This is a genomic window from Dysgonomonas sp. Marseille-Q5470 (assembly GCF_951230145.1).
Classification (GTDB): domain Bacteria; phylum Bacteroidota; class Bacteroidia; order Bacteroidales; family Dysgonomonadaceae; genus Dysgonomonas.
This window is the reverse complement of sequence record NZ_CATNVE010000004.1, coordinates 331,353-348,988: the sequence shown is the minus strand read 5'-3', so window position 1 is coordinate 348,988 and position 17,636 is coordinate 331,353. Positions and strand designations below refer to the sequence as shown.

15 protein-coding genes and 1 tRNA gene are annotated in these 17,636 nt (G+C 38.5%); 11 read left to right on the top strand and 5 right to left on the bottom strand.

The features are described from left to right. Nucleotides 1-254: 254 nt before the first annotated feature. Both QOX35_RS09955 and QOX35_RS09950 read left to right on the top strand, forming a co-directional pair. Nucleotides 255-407 carry a hypothetical protein gene (locus QOX35_RS09955; protein WP_283686777.1) on the top strand — a complete coding sequence of 51 codons (153 nt, stop codon included), beginning with the start codon at nucleotides 255-257 and terminating at the stop codon, nucleotides 405-407. Between the two features lie 557 nt (nucleotides 408-964). Beyond that, complete coding sequence (locus tag QOX35_RS09950) at nucleotides 965-3,055, top strand: T9SS type A sorting domain-containing protein (RefSeq protein ID WP_283686776.1); 2,091 nt, start codon at nucleotides 965-967, stop codon at nucleotides 3,053-3,055. 118 nt (nucleotides 3,056-3,173) lie between these two features. On the opposite strand, the gene QOX35_RS09945 is transcribed toward QOX35_RS09950, so the two are convergent. Beyond that, nucleotides 3,174-4,046 carry a DKNYY domain-containing protein gene (locus tag QOX35_RS09945; protein WP_283686775.1) on the bottom strand — a complete coding sequence of 291 codons (873 nt, stop codon included), beginning with the start codon at nucleotides 4,044-4,046 and terminating at the stop codon, nucleotides 3,174-3,176. A 224-nt stretch (nucleotides 4,047-4,270) separates the two neighbouring features. On the opposite strand from QOX35_RS09945, the gene QOX35_RS09940 reads away from it, so the two are divergent. From QOX35_RS09940 to QOX35_RS09915, 6 genes are all read left to right on the top strand, one after another. Continuing rightward, nucleotides 4,271-4,963 (top strand): hypothetical protein, encoded by a 693-nt coding sequence (locus tag QOX35_RS09940; protein ID WP_283686774.1) that lies wholly within the window; start codon nucleotides 4,271-4,273, stop codon nucleotides 4,961-4,963. Between the two features lie 123 nt (nucleotides 4,964-5,086). Beyond that, nucleotides 5,087-5,635, top strand: a complete 549-nt coding sequence (locus QOX35_RS09935) for a hypothetical protein (protein ID WP_283686773.1) — start codon at nucleotides 5,087-5,089, stop codon at nucleotides 5,633-5,635. A 13-nt stretch (nucleotides 5,636-5,648) separates the two neighbouring features. Continuing rightward, the gene (locus QOX35_RS09930; RefSeq protein WP_283686772.1) at nucleotides 5,649-6,113 is read left to right on the top strand and encodes a hypothetical protein; all 465 of its coding nucleotides are present in this window, start codon (nucleotides 5,649-5,651) and stop codon (nucleotides 6,111-6,113) included. Nucleotides 6,114-6,367: 254 nt separating this feature from the next. Then, nucleotides 6,368-8,092 (top strand): hypothetical protein, encoded by a 1,725-nt coding sequence (locus tag QOX35_RS09925; protein WP_283686771.1) that lies wholly within the window; start codon nucleotides 6,368-6,370, stop codon nucleotides 8,090-8,092. A gap of 218 nt (nucleotides 8,093-8,310) precedes the next feature. Further along, nucleotides 8,311-9,483, top strand: coding sequence for a PBSX family phage terminase large subunit (locus QOX35_RS09920; protein ID WP_283686770.1), 1,173 nt, complete (start codon nucleotides 8,311-8,313; stop codon nucleotides 9,481-9,483). Nucleotides 9,484-9,577: 94 nt separating this feature from the next. Continuing rightward, nucleotides 9,578-12,190, top strand: coding sequence for a hypothetical protein (locus QOX35_RS09915; RefSeq protein WP_283686769.1), 2,613 nt, complete (start codon nucleotides 9,578-9,580; stop codon nucleotides 12,188-12,190). A gap of 33 nt (nucleotides 12,191-12,223) precedes the next feature. On the opposite strand, the gene QOX35_RS09910 is transcribed toward QOX35_RS09915, so the two are convergent. Next, the gene (locus tag QOX35_RS09910; protein ID WP_283686768.1) at nucleotides 12,224-12,652 is read right to left on the bottom strand and encodes a hypothetical protein; all 429 of its coding nucleotides are present in this window, start codon (nucleotides 12,650-12,652) and stop codon (nucleotides 12,224-12,226) included. Between the two features lie 193 nt (nucleotides 12,653-12,845). Between QOX35_RS09910 and QOX35_RS09905 the strand changes: the two genes are divergently transcribed. From QOX35_RS09905 to QOX35_RS09895, 3 genes are all read left to right on the top strand, one after another. Further along, complete coding sequence (locus QOX35_RS09905; RefSeq protein ID WP_283686767.1) at nucleotides 12,846-13,160, top strand: hypothetical protein; 315 nt, start codon at nucleotides 12,846-12,848, stop codon at nucleotides 13,158-13,160. Nucleotides 13,161-13,960: 800 nt separating this feature from the next. Further along, nucleotides 13,961-14,512, top strand: coding sequence for a hypothetical protein (locus tag QOX35_RS09900; protein ID WP_135104646.1), 552 nt, complete (start codon nucleotides 13,961-13,963; stop codon nucleotides 14,510-14,512). 320 nt (nucleotides 14,513-14,832) lie between these two features. Beyond that, the gene (locus QOX35_RS09895) at nucleotides 14,833-15,531 is read left to right on the top strand and encodes a hypothetical protein (RefSeq protein WP_283686766.1); all 699 of its coding nucleotides are present in this window, start codon (nucleotides 14,833-14,835) and stop codon (nucleotides 15,529-15,531) included. 99 nt (nucleotides 15,532-15,630) lie between these two features. Here the strand turns inward: QOX35_RS09895 and QOX35_RS09890 are convergent. The 3 genes from QOX35_RS09890 to QOX35_RS09880 form a co-directional block, all read right to left on the bottom strand. After that, nucleotides 15,631-15,702, bottom strand: a tRNA-Arg gene (locus QOX35_RS09890). A 135-nt stretch (nucleotides 15,703-15,837) separates the two neighbouring features. Beyond that, nucleotides 15,838-16,752: a DMT family transporter gene (locus QOX35_RS09885; RefSeq protein ID WP_283686765.1), complete on the bottom strand. Its 915-nt coding sequence runs from the start codon at nucleotides 16,750-16,752 to the stop codon at nucleotides 15,838-15,840. A 504-nt stretch (nucleotides 16,753-17,256) separates the two neighbouring features. Next, complete coding sequence (locus QOX35_RS09880) at nucleotides 17,257-17,568, bottom strand: MerR family transcriptional regulator (RefSeq protein ID WP_283686764.1); 312 nt, start codon at nucleotides 17,566-17,568, stop codon at nucleotides 17,257-17,259. Between the last annotated feature and the right edge of the window lie 68 nt (nucleotides 17,569-17,636).

The following is a 17,636-nucleotide window of genomic DNA, read 5'->3' as shown; positions in this document are numbered from 1 at the left end:
GTTAAAGAAACTGAAAAAATGTTAGCAAGAGAAGCTAACTTATAAGCATTTTACGTTCTTTGAAAATCCTTCCTAAGTGGTATACTTTTCAAATCCATTCCGGTATACTTTTCATTTATTATATACAGCCTTTAATTTTTAAGAGAACATTAAACATCGGAAGTTACGATACTATTGATTTTAACCTTCCTTTTGCCTATCATTTCGAGATAAAAGGGACAACAGTTGAATTCTCTATTTACTACGACGATGTTATGTGGTATTTTTTTAGAAAAGGAGACAAGAATTATTTTGATCTTGAAGTAAATTTATATGCAAAAACGACAAGTGGTTCATCTTCGGGGCATGGAACTTCTATTCCAACCACTCATGGTGTAGGAATAATAAGAATTATATTAATGAAATAGCATTGCTTTTACGTACTTAAATATAAGTCAGTCTCTCATTATTGGGAGGCTGACTTCGTTAAGAACGATTCTACAAGCTTAGCTCTCGCTTTTGTTCCATCCTAAGAGTAATCGAAAAGCTTCGTTACTCAGCATGACAGAGAGGATATATCGTGAATATACGTGCTTCCCTTTTTCCTTCAACCTCTCTTATTTACAAATCTTTATATTAAAAACATTGAGCTTACAACCGCCAAAGAACAGACAGGAATAATACAATAAATCATTTTCTAACTTGATTTTTATCACTAAGTATTTATTAAAAAATATTAGTTAAATTTTAACAATAATACAAAATCTTTTTGTACATTTATCAACTCAGTTATTAAACATTGATATCACCTCATAAGTATTAAAGGGTCTGACAATAGACCACAAAAAGCATTTAATCAAAATATTACCATTTGTAATATCTGATTTTATGCTCTATAGATTTGCGACAGACACATTGTTAATAAGAGTTATTTATTTTCCATAAGAATAAATAACAAATTGTTTAATTATTAAATCTTATAGTTATGAGAAAAATTTTACTATTGTTTAGTTTATCAATTTTCACGCTACTTGCCGTCGGGCAGGTGGAAACAAGGTACTTCTCTGAAGGAAATGCTTTGGATCAGATAAAAATATTAGAAAAACGAACAAAATCGAGTATCAAACATCAAATGCCAACCTTCGATGTGCAAAGGATGCTTAAAGAGGATCAGATCGTAGACGAGATGGGTGATACGCCTTATCGCTTTGGCAAAGGATTTGATGTAAACTACACACTAAAAGATGGTACTTGGAGAAGTATAGATGGAGGGAGACTGTGGTCTATGAACTTCGAATCGAAAGGAGCTATTTCTATTAATTTTGTATTTAACAACTTCTATCTTCCCGAAGGTGCAGAATTATATATAACCAACAAAAAAAACACAGTACTTTATGGCCCTGTGACTCAAAAAGATCATACAGAGAGTGGATTCTTCCTTACTGACCTCATAGAAGGAGATGATGTAACTATTTATCTGTTCGAACCTTCAGATCAGAAAGAGAATAGCAGGTTGACAATAGAAAGAGTGATACATGCCTATAGAGGAAGTACTCCACCAAAAGCAAGCAAACTAAAAGGCTATGGCGATGCCCAGCAGTCTTCGCATAATGATGTAGTTTGTTATCCGGATTGGAAGATTGAATCTGATGCTATTGCAGTAGTTCTATTAAGTAATGGTACAGAATGGTGTAGCGGAGCATTGATTAACAGTGCCTCTGAAGGCACTCCTTATTTTCTGACAGCTTTTCATTGTGTTGATAGTAATACTGATAGAGAATTGACTGCTACCGAAAAATCAAATGCCGAAAAATGGATGTTCAAATTCCATTTCACAAGAAATGCTTGCGGAGGAAGCTCTCCTACTACAGGTATTACCTGTAATGGAGCAACATTCAGATCTGCATGGGCTGCAACAGACTTTGCTTTGGTAGAAATTAAAAAAAATACGATACCATATTTTGGGCCTATGAAAGTTTCATTCTTAGGCTGGGAACGTAATGGAGCAATTTCGCCAAGAGGAACAGCAATCCATCATCCATGGGGAGATGTTATGAAGATATCTTTTGATGACCATAGTATACCGACAAATAATCAGATAATAAATATTGGACCACAAGGTTTTCCGATAAGCTCACTTTGGTCTGTTGGCTTTGATAACGGAATTGTAGAGCCAGGCTCTTCGGGATCTCCACTGTTTAATTCAAATAAAAAAGTAATAGGCCAATTGATTGGTAGTCCTAATAGCTCTTTTGTGTCGGTCTATTATGGTCGACTAGACCAATCTTGGACAGGAGGAGGTAGTGACGCCACCCGTTTGAGCAATTGGCTGGGGAGCAGTCTTATGACTACAAACACCAAATATATGCCCGAACCAAGCATATCTGATTATGGGCAAAGTATAGTTTATAGAGATGGAACAGTTAGTGTTGATTTAGTAAATTATATAGGTAGTCAGAAGATCTTTTGGAAAAACAATCAACACCTGACCTTGACCAGTGGACAAGGAACGACTAGAGCTACTTATCGTGTTTCTAGTACGGCTCTAAGTAGCGTATCTGTGGAAGTCAGTATAGCAGATCAATTAACATTACAGAAGAGTATTCCTGTACTTTACCGTTATCTGGCGGGGAGTGATACTTTCACTTATGGGGTAGTTTCACCTTTTATTCTAGCAGGAGGATCAACAACTAGGCCTACATGGACATACGACTCATCTTTATTTGATGTAACGCAAGAAATGAATCCGAATCCTTACACATGGGGGCTTTTTATGAAATCAAAATATAATGGTTCATCACCTAGAACAACAACAATCAGCGTAAGTCAAGATGGGGTTATTCTAAGCAAAGTGGTAACTCTAAAACCTGCAACCACCAAATCTCTTATCGTAGAAGATACTCCTATTTTTAAAAATGTCCGCATCTATAATATATACGGAGTAAAAGTATATGAAGAAAAAAACACAGTGAACTTCAATATAGAAAACACAAACCTGAACAGGGGTATATATTTCTTCGAAAGTACAGATAACGAAGGCAATATAGTTCGAGAAAAAGTTATGAAGAATAAATAGTATAAGCTAAATACGTGAATAATAAGAAATGCGAGTTTTTTTAAAACTCGCATTTCTTATTTAACCTTAAGAGATATAATAATCACCTGTGCCCTTTCGGTGTCGTCTCCAAAAAAGTTTATCTTTCGACAACTCTCCCTCTATAAAACACATTCCAGTTATCCTTTCCATACCCGTCTTCCGAGTATTCAAACGATGAAGCCGAAGCCTCTTTGACTACCATCCCTTGATAGAATACCTTCCAGTTATCTTTGCCATAGCCGCCACCCAGATATTTAAATGAACTAGCAGAGGCATCTTCGATCTTTTGGTCTCGAAAGTAAACACTGAAATTATCTTTTGAATAACCGCCGCCTATAGACTGCAAGTTTTGATTTGCAACAGCTTTACCTCTAAAAAAACTCTTCCAGTTATCCTTACCGTAGCCACTTTCCGAATATTCGAACGATGAGGCCGAGGCCTCTTCAACTACCATCCCCTTATAGAATACCTTCCAGTTATCTTTGCCATAGCCACCACCCAGATATTTAAAAGAGCTGGCAGAGGCATCCCTTAACTTTTCTCCTCGAAAATAAACAGCGAAATCATCTTTCGAATAACCACCACCTATAGACTGCAAATTTTGATTTGCAACAGCTTTACCTCCAACGAAAGTCTTCCAACTATCCTTACCGTAGCCACTTTCCGAGTATTCGAACGATGAGGCCGAAGCCTCTTCAACTACTATCCCCCGATAGAATACTTTCCAGTTATCTTTGCCATAGCCGCCACCCAGATATTTAAATGAGCTGGCAGAGGCACCCCTTAACTTTTCGCCTCGAAAATAAACAGAGAAATCATCTTTTGAATAACCGCCGCCCAATGACGTTATCTTTCTTTGGCAAGAAATCTTCACTTTGGCAGATTCTTGTGAATGATGCTCTATAGCCGACAAGTCAGCAGAATGAGTATATAAAAGTGTCAATATAAGTAATGCAATCAACTTTTTCATAGTATTTACATTTATAGTTTTATTCTTGTTAGAATATAAATCTTGGAGAAGGTTTAATTGTCTCAAACGAAAACTGCTTCTACCTCCGTTATAGGGGATTTGCAATCCCCTATTCCCTTTTCCTCTGTCATCCTTTCGAACACACCATCAAATATACAAAGAATCGCCCTATTCATGATCTTCCCACAAAATTATCTATTACTATACAAACAACTAAAAAACGTATGGTAACAGTAGAATTAAACAACGTAAAACTAGAAATCCCCGAAAGCTGGAGCGACATCAAACTATCACGCTACGAAAAACTTTACATGCAAAAGCCCGAGACTAAGCTCGATCTGGTGCATTTTGTTGCCGATGTGTGCAATATAGATGCGAATGTACTGCTGGAATCGCCCGCACAGGTGTTTAATGCCCTTGCCGAGATTGTAGACTTTGTGTTCGACAGCGAACTGCCCCCTGCTAACGCCATAAAAGTAGGAGACACGGAATATTTCGTATCCTTTGCCGACAAACTTACCCTCGGCGAATGGGTCGATGCCGAAAATGTGATCGGTAGCGACAGCGAGTGCAAACTCTCCGAACTGCTGGCTATCCTTTGCCGCCCTATCGGTGAAAAGTACAACCCCGACTTGTTGGGCGAACGTACCGAAATGTTCAAAAACCTGACATGCGACAAGGCACTGCCGCTGATCAGTTTTTTTTTATCCAAAAAGAGAGAATACGAAGCGATTTTGAACCACTATTCGACGGTAATGGCTCAAGCCGCCCGGTTTCTAAAGGATACAAAGACTTTTGCAATAAATGGGGGTGGTATAAAACGATTGCCGATCTGGCAGAGGATAAGATACACCTATTTGATACGATCACTCGAAAAACAGTTGGCGAAGTGTTCGGATTTCTCCTCTATAAAATAGACAAGTCACACGCCGAAGAAGACCAGTATAAGTTTGAGAGACAGATGAAGAGGTGATCCACACCTCTTTTCATCATTTTCTAAGAAAATTATCTATTAATAAACACATCCTAAATTTTTAGAAATGATAGAAAGTATAATCGACATTTTCAGGCAGCAAGCTCGTGAACATAAGCTTATCAAAGCCTTCTACTATGGGCGTAATTACGAGCTGGGCAGCGGCAAAGAGGCCTATCCTCTCTTCTGGCTCGAAGACCCTTTGCGGGGCAATAACCGAAACAATACATTCTCCAACTCGGTGAACTTCTCAATTCTTTTTCTCTCGCAAAGTGAAGAATCGGTAAGCCACTTGCAAAACCTTGCCTTCTCTACCGGGCTGAATATCATAGAGCGTATTAAGCAGGGCCGCGACACACTGGGCATCTTCATCACTCCCGATTGGGACTATATGACTCTCAGCGATTACTACGATGACAATGCGGCGGGTTGTCGTTTTTCGGTCAACTTTACACAGGCAAACATGCAAAACCTGTGCCTTATCGATCAGCAGTTTGACACAAGCAAGGAGTTCGAAAAAGGTCAAACCTTAAAGAGCTTCGACTTATCGCCTGCGAGCAATTGCGAAGTGTTTGTGAACAAGTTTCCCGATTTTGATCTGAAAATAAAGAAGTAATAAATCTAAAGCAATGACACCCGCACTAAAAAAAGCAATAGATCAGATAACGAACGAAATAGCCATTCTTGCTGGCGATATTTTCAAGGACGATAAAATAAGCAGAAACCCCAAGGTGAACAAAAACACACTGCGAAAGAAGGCGAAAGACGTGAACGTATCGTGGCGAGCGGCAAACGGAAATATCGTGATCGAAGCCTATTTCGACAATTATATCACCTTTCTCGAAAAAGGCAGAGCACCCCGCAAAGGCAAATTTCCGCCATTGGACGAGCTACGAGACTGGGCACTATCGCGAAACATCCCGAGTGACAACAGCACCCTTTTTCTCATCGCACGTGCCATCTGGCGAGACGGACACGAAGGGCGTCCCATACTCGCAACATTGGAAGAAAAGATAGACCGCAAGTTTGAAACTGAATGGTACGACCAACTTTTTGAAGCAACGATCGACGAATTGAATAAATATTTCAACTGACGGATAAGTAAGTAATTAGCAATAGTTATTCAGGTATTTTGTAGGGATAACCCTTGTGGTTACCCTCAATTGGACGGGCAGGGACAAGCCCCGCCTCTACCTACCGTCCTTTCGGATTTGCAATCCGAAAGTAATTCTTGTTAGGATTTAAAATCCTGATAGTAAAGCTTAGGGGTTGCAAACCCCTAAGGACGGAGACTTAGGACGGACAAATACACATCAAAATTTTCATACAACTAAAACAACAACACAATATGGGATACTTTATTAACGGCTCAGACATAGCCAAAGCAACAATAAAACCCGCAAAGGTTTCCCTGGCGGGTAACCCCAATTATATACAGTTCGAAGCCAATGTTGCGGCAAAAGGCAAGCCGGTAGAGATACAACTCAAGCTCACAGGGTGTGGCTATGTCTTTATCAGACCCGATGTGCAGGGCATAAAGATATACGAGAATATATCATCATTTAGCATCATTGAAGCCGAATCGGGCATAGAGCATAAGTTTGAGGGCACATCCGACCCGGATAAACTAAACGAGCCCGGAGCCTTCTATCTAGGCAAGTACAATGAATACTCAGGGCCTGCCTGGCAATACGAATACTACAACACGGCACTGGCTCTGAAAGAGGGTTTGGAGAAAAATGAGTTTTTCAAGAATTTCAAAATCTCCATATCGCCCGATGACAATAAAACAATAAATATCGTATCGAACGGTAGTGGAAAAGAGTATGTATTCTCATTTGTTTTTCGGAAAAACAGCAATGGCAGAGACAGAACTTTTTTCGGTGTCGCAGGCAATCCCGCAGAGACTTATCCCGCAGGCACAGATACAATCGCTATCGGTTATGACAACGTGGGAATACACCTCGACATGTACAAAGACACAGGCATATTCCTTGGCGAAGACGACACCCCCTCGGACGACAATATGGGTACAAAGGCAATAACGCTTACCAAAGCATATTCATATACCCCGCTGTGGTTCAACACGAATATACTGGAAAACAATACGATACCCACAACATTTCTGAAGGAAAAGGACTGGATTGACACGGGAACGATCAAAGATTTTCGGTTTACAGCAAAACATGTGATCACCGACAAAACCGTTTCTCACACCACGCAGTTTTACCATTCGTCTGTACTCTACTCCATCGCCGGATACAACCGCACGTTGGAGAAAAACGACCTTTCGGATTATGTTTTCGACACAAAAGAAAGGTCTAAAAACCCCGAAGACATAAAGAAGGTAAAGCCGTTGACTAATCAGCCTCAACTCTTTCATGTAAAAGGGCAAACACAGTATTTCAATTTCATACTGTCCGATGCAGAGCATAGCAAAAGCATTGGTGATGAGTATCGGTTTGGCATCTGTTATGAGCTGTTGTCGCAATCGGGCCAAATAATAGCAAAAGAGACTAAGCACCTGAAAGCCCGCAAGGATTTTTTTATGGTAAACACTATCAAGCTTGATATCGACAGTCTGCTCCACGAATACCCCAACACAGGTCTTGTTCGTGTATATCTGATATATTCGGCCTACGAGTCGCAAGCCATACAGATAAGCCACGAACTCACGTTCGGCATACTTCCCGAATGCCTGTATAAGATAAAGGATTTTGCATTCCTCAACCGACTGGGCGGATGGAGCAGTTTCAACTTTTCGGGAACGGAGCACACCGATTTCAAGGCTGAGGCTAATACAATATTCAAAACGCAGACTCCTCATTTTACAACGAGTAGCGACATCGAATCGGTGTATAGCAAAACCGTTACCGAGCAGTTCACCGTGCAAACAATGCCTGTGCGCAGGGAAGTATGCAACTGGCTCAAGGAAATGAGTGCGTCACGCATGGTTTACGAGCTGGCTACACAGCGATACATCATTGTAGACGAGATGAATATAAAGCCAAATTCTAAGGACGAGCTTTACAGGGTGGAGATGAAGTATCATTATTCTGATTCGTATAACTAGCCAATAAGCACCGTTCTTTTGGATTTAACACCGTCCTTTCGGATTTGCAATCCGAAAGTGGTTCTTATCAGGATTTCAAATCCTTATAGTAAGGTTTAGGGGTTGCAAACCCCTAAGGACGAAGGTTACAAACTCCTAAGAACGGCCCCCTAAGGACGGAGGGGGGATAGACACAAAAGGCGAAAAGAAAAAAGAGAGAAAACAACAGAAAATATACAATGAACACAACAACCGTATTTGACAAAAATCTGAAAGCTTACAACTACCCTTACAGGTACATTGTAAACAAAGGTTCTACACGTTCGTCGAAGACATACAGCTTGTTGCAATTACTATTCTTTATTGCCGAATATTCGGATAAGCCGAGGGTAATATCCATTGTATCGGAGTCGATGCCGCACCTCAAAAAAGGCTGTATCAGAGACTTTAAAGAAATCCTGCAAAAGGAGAATAAATGGAATGCCCGGCAGTGGAACGCAACGGATAAGATTTACAGGATAAACAACTGCATTATCGAATTTTTCTCGGCAGACAATCCATCGAAAGTACATGGCCCGAGCCGAAATATTTTGTATATCAACGAGTGCATAAATATAGAATATGAAGTGTTCAGGCAATTGGCTATCCGTACCACCGATACGATATTTTTGGACTGCAATCCTTGCTTTGAGTTCTGGCTCGACCAGAAAGTACTGCTAAACGACGATGCAATTCTGATTCATTCCACATACAAAGACAACGAGTATCTGACAGAGGCACAGGTGAAAGAAATAGAATCGAACCGAAGCGACAAAAACTGGTGGCAGGTGTATGGCGAAGGACTTACTGGTTCGCTCAAAGGGTCTATTATGACCAATTGGGAGGTAGTGAAAGAGATGCCCCATACCTACAAAAACCGCTGGATAGGCATAGACTTCGGGTTCACCAACGACCCTACGGCAATAGTAGACATACGCCTGTCGGAAGGCGAGCTGTGGATAGACGAATTGCTATACGATAAAGGGTACGACAATATGATGATATCCAACACTCTGCGGTCTTACGGCATAGCGCAAGACATCCCTATCGTAGCCGATAGCGCAGAGCCGAAGAGTATCAGCGAGATAAGGTCGCAAGGATGGAGAGTAGAACCTGCACAGAAAGGCAAGGACAGCATCGTTACAGGTATCTCGATACTCAACCGTTACCGCAAGCGCATCACGCAGCGAAGCACGAATATCATCAACGAGTACCGCAACTATCGCTGGCAGACCGACATCAACGGCGAGGCTACAAACCGCCCCATCGACCGCTACAACCACTCGATAGATGCGCAACGGTATGTCTGCCTCAACAAGCTGATGGAACGTGGTTCGGAGTTGAGCTATTCGATCATAAAGGGAAGGAGATAGATATGAATAAACGAATTGTTGCTTTCGTCATCCCGACCGCTAGGAAGCATGACAAATACTAGACAGTCACTTAATTTACAAATCAATACAAATCATGAGCATAGAACTATACATCAAAAACCGCCTTTGCGACATCAACAGTCCTGAGAGTCTCGGCATACGGCTAAAACGCCAGTTTATCAATCCTGCCGAGTTGAGCGTGAAAGACGCACAGATGTCTTACGAGATAACGCTGCCTGCCACACCCAACAACAACGAGATTTTCAGCCATGTGAATGTGGAGGAGGTACAGGGCAAGTTTCGCATCTATGAAGACGCTCGCCTGTATGTGGATGGTATCCTTATCCTCGACGGTAAATTCCGCTTGAGCGAGATCACGCAAGACAGTTACAAGGGCAATCTGGGAGTGCCCGCTCCCCTCACCGCAAAGGATATCTTTGGCGAAACGATGATGAATCAGGCAGGGAAGTGGCTTATCCCATTTACCGGTGTAGATGATATCACTCGATACAATACCGGGGGGCACGACAAATCGGTATATGGAGAAATATCGCCTTGTATATTTCCGTTGGTGCTGTATGGGTTGTTGCCCAAAGACACTAATAATAAAAACATTACAGATGAGTTTAAAGTTACTTTAGATGATTCGGTATTATTGGATGTAAAAGATATTCCTCCTTCTGTTAATTGTATCCACATGTTAAAGCAAATATTTAAGAATGCCGACTATACTCTTACCGGAGATGCCCTGAATGATGAAAGGATAAATAACTTGTATGTCAGTTACAAGAATCCGGAAGAATTCAGAATGGTATGGAGTGCCTCCAGAATGAGAATCAAGGGCACTTGGGGAAACTATATGGAAGATAATATTAACAAAAAGGAAACACAATACGACACTTTAGAGAAAGCGGGTACAAATCTTATGTCGATCAACACTGATTTGTTTTATTCACAAAACATAAAAGTCAGTGAAAGGGAAGATCCGGGCGATAATATAAGTGTGGAAGACAGCAGAGTAGCAAAAGTTGTAAAAATGGTTGTTCCAGAGGATGGGCTTTACAAACTTGATTTTGACGTTAATCTAGCTATAAAATCTGCCTCGCTCTCTACTGATAGAGGTCCACAGATTATTCCGGGAACTTTTGGTAGCCCCATGTATGAGGTAAAAGTTTTAAGATATACTGAGGGAACATTTCTGCCGAAACAACATTTCGATAATTCCTTTTACCAGAATAATCTTAATCAAAAGGAGGGACAAAGCGGAAGTAAATATCCAAAGCCTCACGAGGTGACATTTATAGATCCGAAACAAAATCTGAATATGATATGCGGTTTTTCATGGGGTGGAGAGTCTTCCTCATACTCAACTTACAAAAACCCTACAGTGACAGATGGTGTACAGCACAACCCAATAGCAATAAGTGGTGGCGAGTCATGGAGCCATCATTTGGCTGAAAATGCAGTTAAAGAAAGATTCTATTCCGCTGTAAAAAGTACAGGTTATATCTATGAAGATGGAACAGAAGCATCCCTATTTAAAGTAGAACTGGAGAATGCACCTGCAACAAAAACAGCACGAAGTACCGGCACTGCAACCGGACATATATCTCAGATAGTCTGGCTGAATGCAGGAGAACGCATCGCCCTAGTATCCACATCCACTTACGAAAAGTCTAACAGAGGTTGGAACAATCATAGTATTGAATTTGATCTCTCACTTACCCCATTCAGTCCATACAGAAGTTGGCTTACTGTAGATAAGAATGGCTCTAGTAAACCCGGTATCCCAATGAATTGGAATGACCCGGCCTCTTTTGACGAAGGAAATTTAAATTTGACCAATTTCTTACCTAACGGAATAAAAATCAATGATTGGATAGACAACTTCTGCAAGGCTCATAACCTCAAGCTGATTCATAAAGGGGATATTAATTTTGAACTAAGAATAAAAGGCAACGAAATTGTCCAGTCTCTGGATAACATAATAGATATCGATAGATATGCAAATATTCGACAACATCGGAACGAATCGCTGAAACTGCCTTATATGTATGAATTGGGATTTACAATTGATACAAACGAAGAAGGTTATTACCGGACAATGAAAAATAAAATAGATGAAAATACCGGCAGGGAAACGGATGAAAAACTCACCAATTCGGGGAATAGTGGTGGTGGACAATATTATACAGGTAGTAATGAAACAAATAAAATAACACAAACATCGACATTCTCTTACAACTGGTACAGGAGGTTACTTGACAGGAAGGGCGAATTCATCATAGAAGTACCTATCATTTCCGAATATGAAGCTTGGGATGGAGATTATGCAGAAATGTTAAAGAAAAGATATTATGATAAAGCCCAACGTTTTTGGTATAAGTCAGGAATATTTAATATTGAAACCATAAAGCACAGGAATGTACAGGTTGCCCTTGTTTCTAACGAATATAATGATACCTATAAAATGATATTGGATTATGAAAATAAACTGGATTCGATTATGAAAAATTTCTTCTTCCTGCTTGACAACAGCAACGATTACACAATAATTGATTGCATACTTAGTGCGGAAGAATATAGAAATTTAAATAAATCGCTTATCCGATTCAACGGAGACCTTTATAATGTAGCTGAAATAGATGGTTATGACCCTTTGGGTAAGAATCAGGCAACACTAAAACTCATTCGTAAAATAACATAAAGCAAAAGGGAGCGAAATAAATAGCTCCCTCTTTTATTTCTCTATTTTGGTTAAACTACCCCAACCCTTATCTTCTGTAAGTTCAATAGTATATTTCAGTCTACCATTTTCTATTTTATATCTGTATATATCTGATGAAAGCGGATTAAACATAAAAGCTTTGTCGTTTATACTGTATTTATCATACCACAATTCCATAGTATACTTTCCATTGGGATGAAAATATACATCATAAACTTTGAAATCTTCAGAAAAGCATATTCCCCTATCGGTATCCCAATTGAACCGCCATACCCCCTTTATCGGATTATACCCTTCCGGCTTAAAATTAGGGTCGGCAGGATCGTTCCAATCGCCGTTCCATACAAATTCTTTGGGTTTTTCTTCTTCTTTATCATCTCCGCACGAATAGAAGGTTACAGACAGGCTGATTAGTAGGATTATGGATAGTAGTTTTTTCATTTTTGTCTCGGTTTGTTTGACTGTAAAGATATAGAAAATAGCTGAGGAAGCAAGTATTTTAGTTAAAATGGGATTTCTGTGTATCGAGAAAGTAAGAATCGAGAAACGGTTCAACCAAAAAGTGATTTCTTATTGCTACTTTCGTCTTTTGAATAAGTTGTGACAAAAAATACAGAAATTCAACGATCGCTTTATGAAAAAAGTTGCCTACAGTGCTTTATATAGCCTTTTATATCTTTTAGGTCTTATTATTCTATATCTGATAATAGGGTATATAGTAGAAAAACTATACGGCTATCCCCAACAATCGAGCGACACGTATTTATTATATAATCCTTTTGTGGTTGTAGGAAAAACCATGAAAGCATATATTGTAGGGTTAATTGTCTCTATCAATATTCTGGTTTATCTTTTCATTAGCAAGAGGATAGATAAGTTTTTGTTTATCCCATTCTTTACTATATCGGCTATGCTTCTGACGATATTTGTGTATGCTCTTTTCTTTTAAAGGGTTAAGAAGCTATTTTGCGTGAAAGAAATACCTTAATCGAGAAAACCCGTAAAAATATTAATAATCAATCCCAAACAGACAATAGCTACTACCAGGTACAAAACAAAATGCAAGTATATACTTGTTTTTGATAATGTATCCGGCATATCCTTATATGGAGGTGTAGTCTTGTATATACCCCTCACGATAAATAGAACAATTTTATTCATACCGCAAATATAAAAAATGAATAAGAGGAAAACAGAAAAGTTATTGGGCAAATTTCGTTTTCTAAAAAAAATTATTGATACGCTTTACATATGTTATATTCTTGTGACTTGCTGATTGTCATCCTGAGTGAAACGAAGTATTTAATCATAACTTAACGAATAAGATGCTTCACTACCGTTCATCATGACAAAAATATGAAAATAGCGAACCATAAAAATAAATAAGAAGCCCGCGAAATCACTTCGCAGACTTCCCAACCTTAACACAAACTTTACAAAACTACAGACATAAAACAGCCCACCTCCGAAAAAGTTCGCTACACAATCACCAAAAAGCGTAAAAAATGTTAATTTATATTCTTAAAAAAAGAAGATATCCATCTGAAAGGTTGAGTTATTGGATGTGAAGAAGGGGTAAGTAGATTGTAGTCAAGGGGGTGAAAGATAAATCGTATTGGAGATGATGTTTTATTTTTTCAGAAAAAAATATTAGCATATCAATGATAATATATCAAGAATCATTATTTCCCAATTAATATTTATAAATTGCAAGCGACAATACAATCTGTAAATCTAACATTTTATACTATGAATGAGACAATAAAGAACATCTTTAAAGAGACAGTACAGTGCTATAATCAGATATTAAGCAAATATTATCCGGCACACAAATCCAACGGTTTTACTGAGCGAAATTTAACATTTAACTTTTCATCTTGCTATAGAAAGGCTTATCCTAAATCTATTATTTGGCAGGAGGCATGCCTTGCCGGACGAGAACATATTGATACCCTCGTTATAGACGAAGAAAGCAAAGCTGTTATTTTAATAGAAGCAAAGCGTTTGCAAGGAGAGAACAAGAAAGAATCTCTATTGCGGGACTATGAACGTATTACCAATAAAGACATAAACATCAATGGTCTTGCTGATATAAATTCAGAAGATTATTCCCTCTATGCCCTCATGATATTTGATGTGTGGGTCTCAAAAAAGACAAACGAAAAGGACAACAGATATAAACGTCTTCATGAGATATTGCCTAAGGGTGAAACCAATTATGTAGAGGAAGTATCCTTTAATAAAGATTGGGATATGAAAGAAACTTATCATTTAGCTTACATACTAAAAAAGCTAAAATAATAATATTGCAGAAGACTCTATAAAAAAGGATGAGAGCTGGAATATTGTCACCATTTTACAATACGAAGTATTAGCCTAAGTATACAAAAAACCCTAATGTAAATACATGATTTACATTAGGGTTTTAAATTATCCTGTGCCCACGACAATATTAGTCAGTCACTACCTGTTTTCTTTATCTTTTTGTTTTAGTATATTACCTGCCTGATTCGCATGCTTTTTAAACATACAAAGGGACATATTAATTTGCATAAACAGAATAAATAATTTTCTTTTGTAAGAAATAAAAATAGATTAATAAAACAATAATCTTTTAAGAATTGGAAAATACTGATTTTAGCAATGTCTTAGAGTATTGCAGCAAAGAAAAATTCTTCTTGGGAGAAGGTTCGCCCACATCTCGTATACTGATCATAGGCAAAGAATGTGGCTGGAACAATAAAAAGATGCCTAACCCTGATAAAAAAGAAAACATAATACTTCAGGAAAAATGTTCTACTGAACATAATTTAGATTGTTGGCTAAATGGTAATGGTCGACTGGATCAATTAAAGACAGATGCTTTGAAAGATTGGCCAAATAGCCCAACATGGAGAAATTATCAAATGTTGGTACAAACTATAATTGGAAAGGAAATCCCCAAATATGATTTTCTTGATTATAGTTTTATCACAGAACTAAGTCAAATATGCTTACCTAACAGCAACTATTTAAAAAATAATGATTTAACTAAAGAAAGTATAGAAAAACGCAAATCATTATTTAAAAAGGATTTCTTTCAAAAATTTCCTATTGTAATAATGGCTTGCGGTCATTATCCAAAAAAATTTAATTTTGATATAGAGGATATCTTTGATGTAAAATGGACAGGGGAGACGACTATATTATCGAAAGGAAACTACTATAATGTTCATTATGGAAAGAGCAAAATTCTCATTCACACACGACAAGTAAGCATCGGTGTAACCAATCAGCTGCTATTCGAAATCGCAGAGCTTTGCAAAAAGTATTACAAATAATTCATATTCTATAGTGCCCTTATAGGCATAAAATAAACACAAAAGAAAAAAAGCGCTGTAATCAAATAGATTACAGCGCTTTCACGACTCTAATTTTTGTGACCCTGGCGGGAATCGAACCCACAGCTAAGGAACCGGAATCCTTTATTTTATCCATTAAACTACAGGGCCGTTAGGCGACACAAAAATATAAAATTATTCCCAGCTTTTGTATACAATCCAAAATTATCTTACAGCCTCCCACAAAGAACAAAAAGAGACACTCTCAGCGAATATCTCTTTTTGACTACAATCGGTTCATTCAATTTAATTCACAGTACAGAATGCCCTGATACGTCGGTATACAGCCATGACGTTTACTTCCGCCAAAAGCATTGCCGACAGAATCAGTGTACCTCCAATCACTGTTCGGCTAGTTATCTCTTCATTCAATATTATATACGCAAATACAGTCGCAAAAATAGGTTCGCACAAGTATGTCAGAGCGATCTTCTCAGCCTCAATATACTTCTGAGCCGCATTCTGAATACAATACATGTAAGCCGTAGACAAAATGGCCACAAACAGCAAAGCCTTCCATACATCAAAAGGCAACGACATCGAGACAGCCCCAACGCCCTCCGTAGATACAGTTAATGCACCCGCCAAAAGAGCACAAACAGATAGCTGAATGATAACAAACGGAATAGCCGTTACCTCAGACCGTGAATCTGTGCTGATCTTGCCTACATACAATATGTAAACCGAATAAAACAACGACCCCACAAACACCATCAGGTCTCCGATCCTAAAGTCTGAGAACCCCGACGCCATGGCAATAATATACAACCCTGCCAAAGCCAAAAGGCACGCCACCCACATTCGTGTCTGAATAGATCTTTTCATAAATAGGAACGCAAACAAAGGAATCAGCACGACCTCTACCCCTGCAATAAACGAGGCATTGGACGAACTTGTATACTTCAACCCCACCGTTTGCCAGCAAATACCCATAAAAAGGAATAGCCCGGCAATAGCGCCTTTACGGATTGTTTCACTGTTTATCTTCGGAATCTGCTTGTAGAATATCAAAGCCAGAATGAAAGTTGCGATTAAGAAACGATAAAACATGAATGTGTAAGGGTGGATAGAATCAAATGCATCTTTGGATAAAGGAAACGAAATTCCCCAAAATGCAGTTCCCAACACTAAGAGAGGCAGGTAAATTTTGCTTTTACTCATCAATCAAAATAATTTAAAAATTAGTATATCTAAATTATTAGGGTATGCAAAGAACTCTTTACAAAAGGATACCCATACTCCCTATTTTCTTCCCTAACGCTGGAGTACAAGTAGCAAAATCCTTATCTGAGCTGCAAAAGTATAGCTTTTTTACACAATAACAAAATCAGCAATGAAGAAAAGCCCCATAATAGACAAACTCGATAACGTATAGAAATCATGATTCAGACAGATGCACACCGTGTAGATCTTTATAGAATAGAGAGTTACCTAGAATATCTATTATCAGGCTTTGTCCTTTTGTCTTTATGTGATTATGTCATTCTGAGTAGAGCGAAGAATCTCTTTTCTCTTTTTCATCACGAGATGCTTCACTCCCGTTCAGCATGACAGAGAGAGAGTAAGAAGAAGATAACGATATACGCCCTTAGTTGATAGTGAACTAAAAGATAAGAAAGCTCAAGTATAGTTAGTTTCCTATAGAGTCGGATGATCCGAAAGAATTTACTCTTCCTTTTTAAATTTTTTCAACGCTTGCTCAATCATCATCATGCGATTCTTAACCTTCTCGGCTGCAGCATCTAATGTATACCCCTCATCAAGAAGCTCTTTTATAAGAAGCATCTTTTTGATATTCGGATAATCGTAGCGCCTGTTCTTACCCTCTTCCTCTGTTAAGCTCGTAATAATACCTTTCTCTTCCCAATAACGAATCTGTCGGGTTGGAATATCTGTGATTTGCGACACTTCTCCTATCCCAACTATCAGTTTATCAAGAAATTCATTATCAAATGATAAATCTTCTATTTTAGCCATATTGTAACTTATTTACAATCAATGTTGCAAATATAAAAAATATTCCCTTACTTTGAAAATGCAATTTA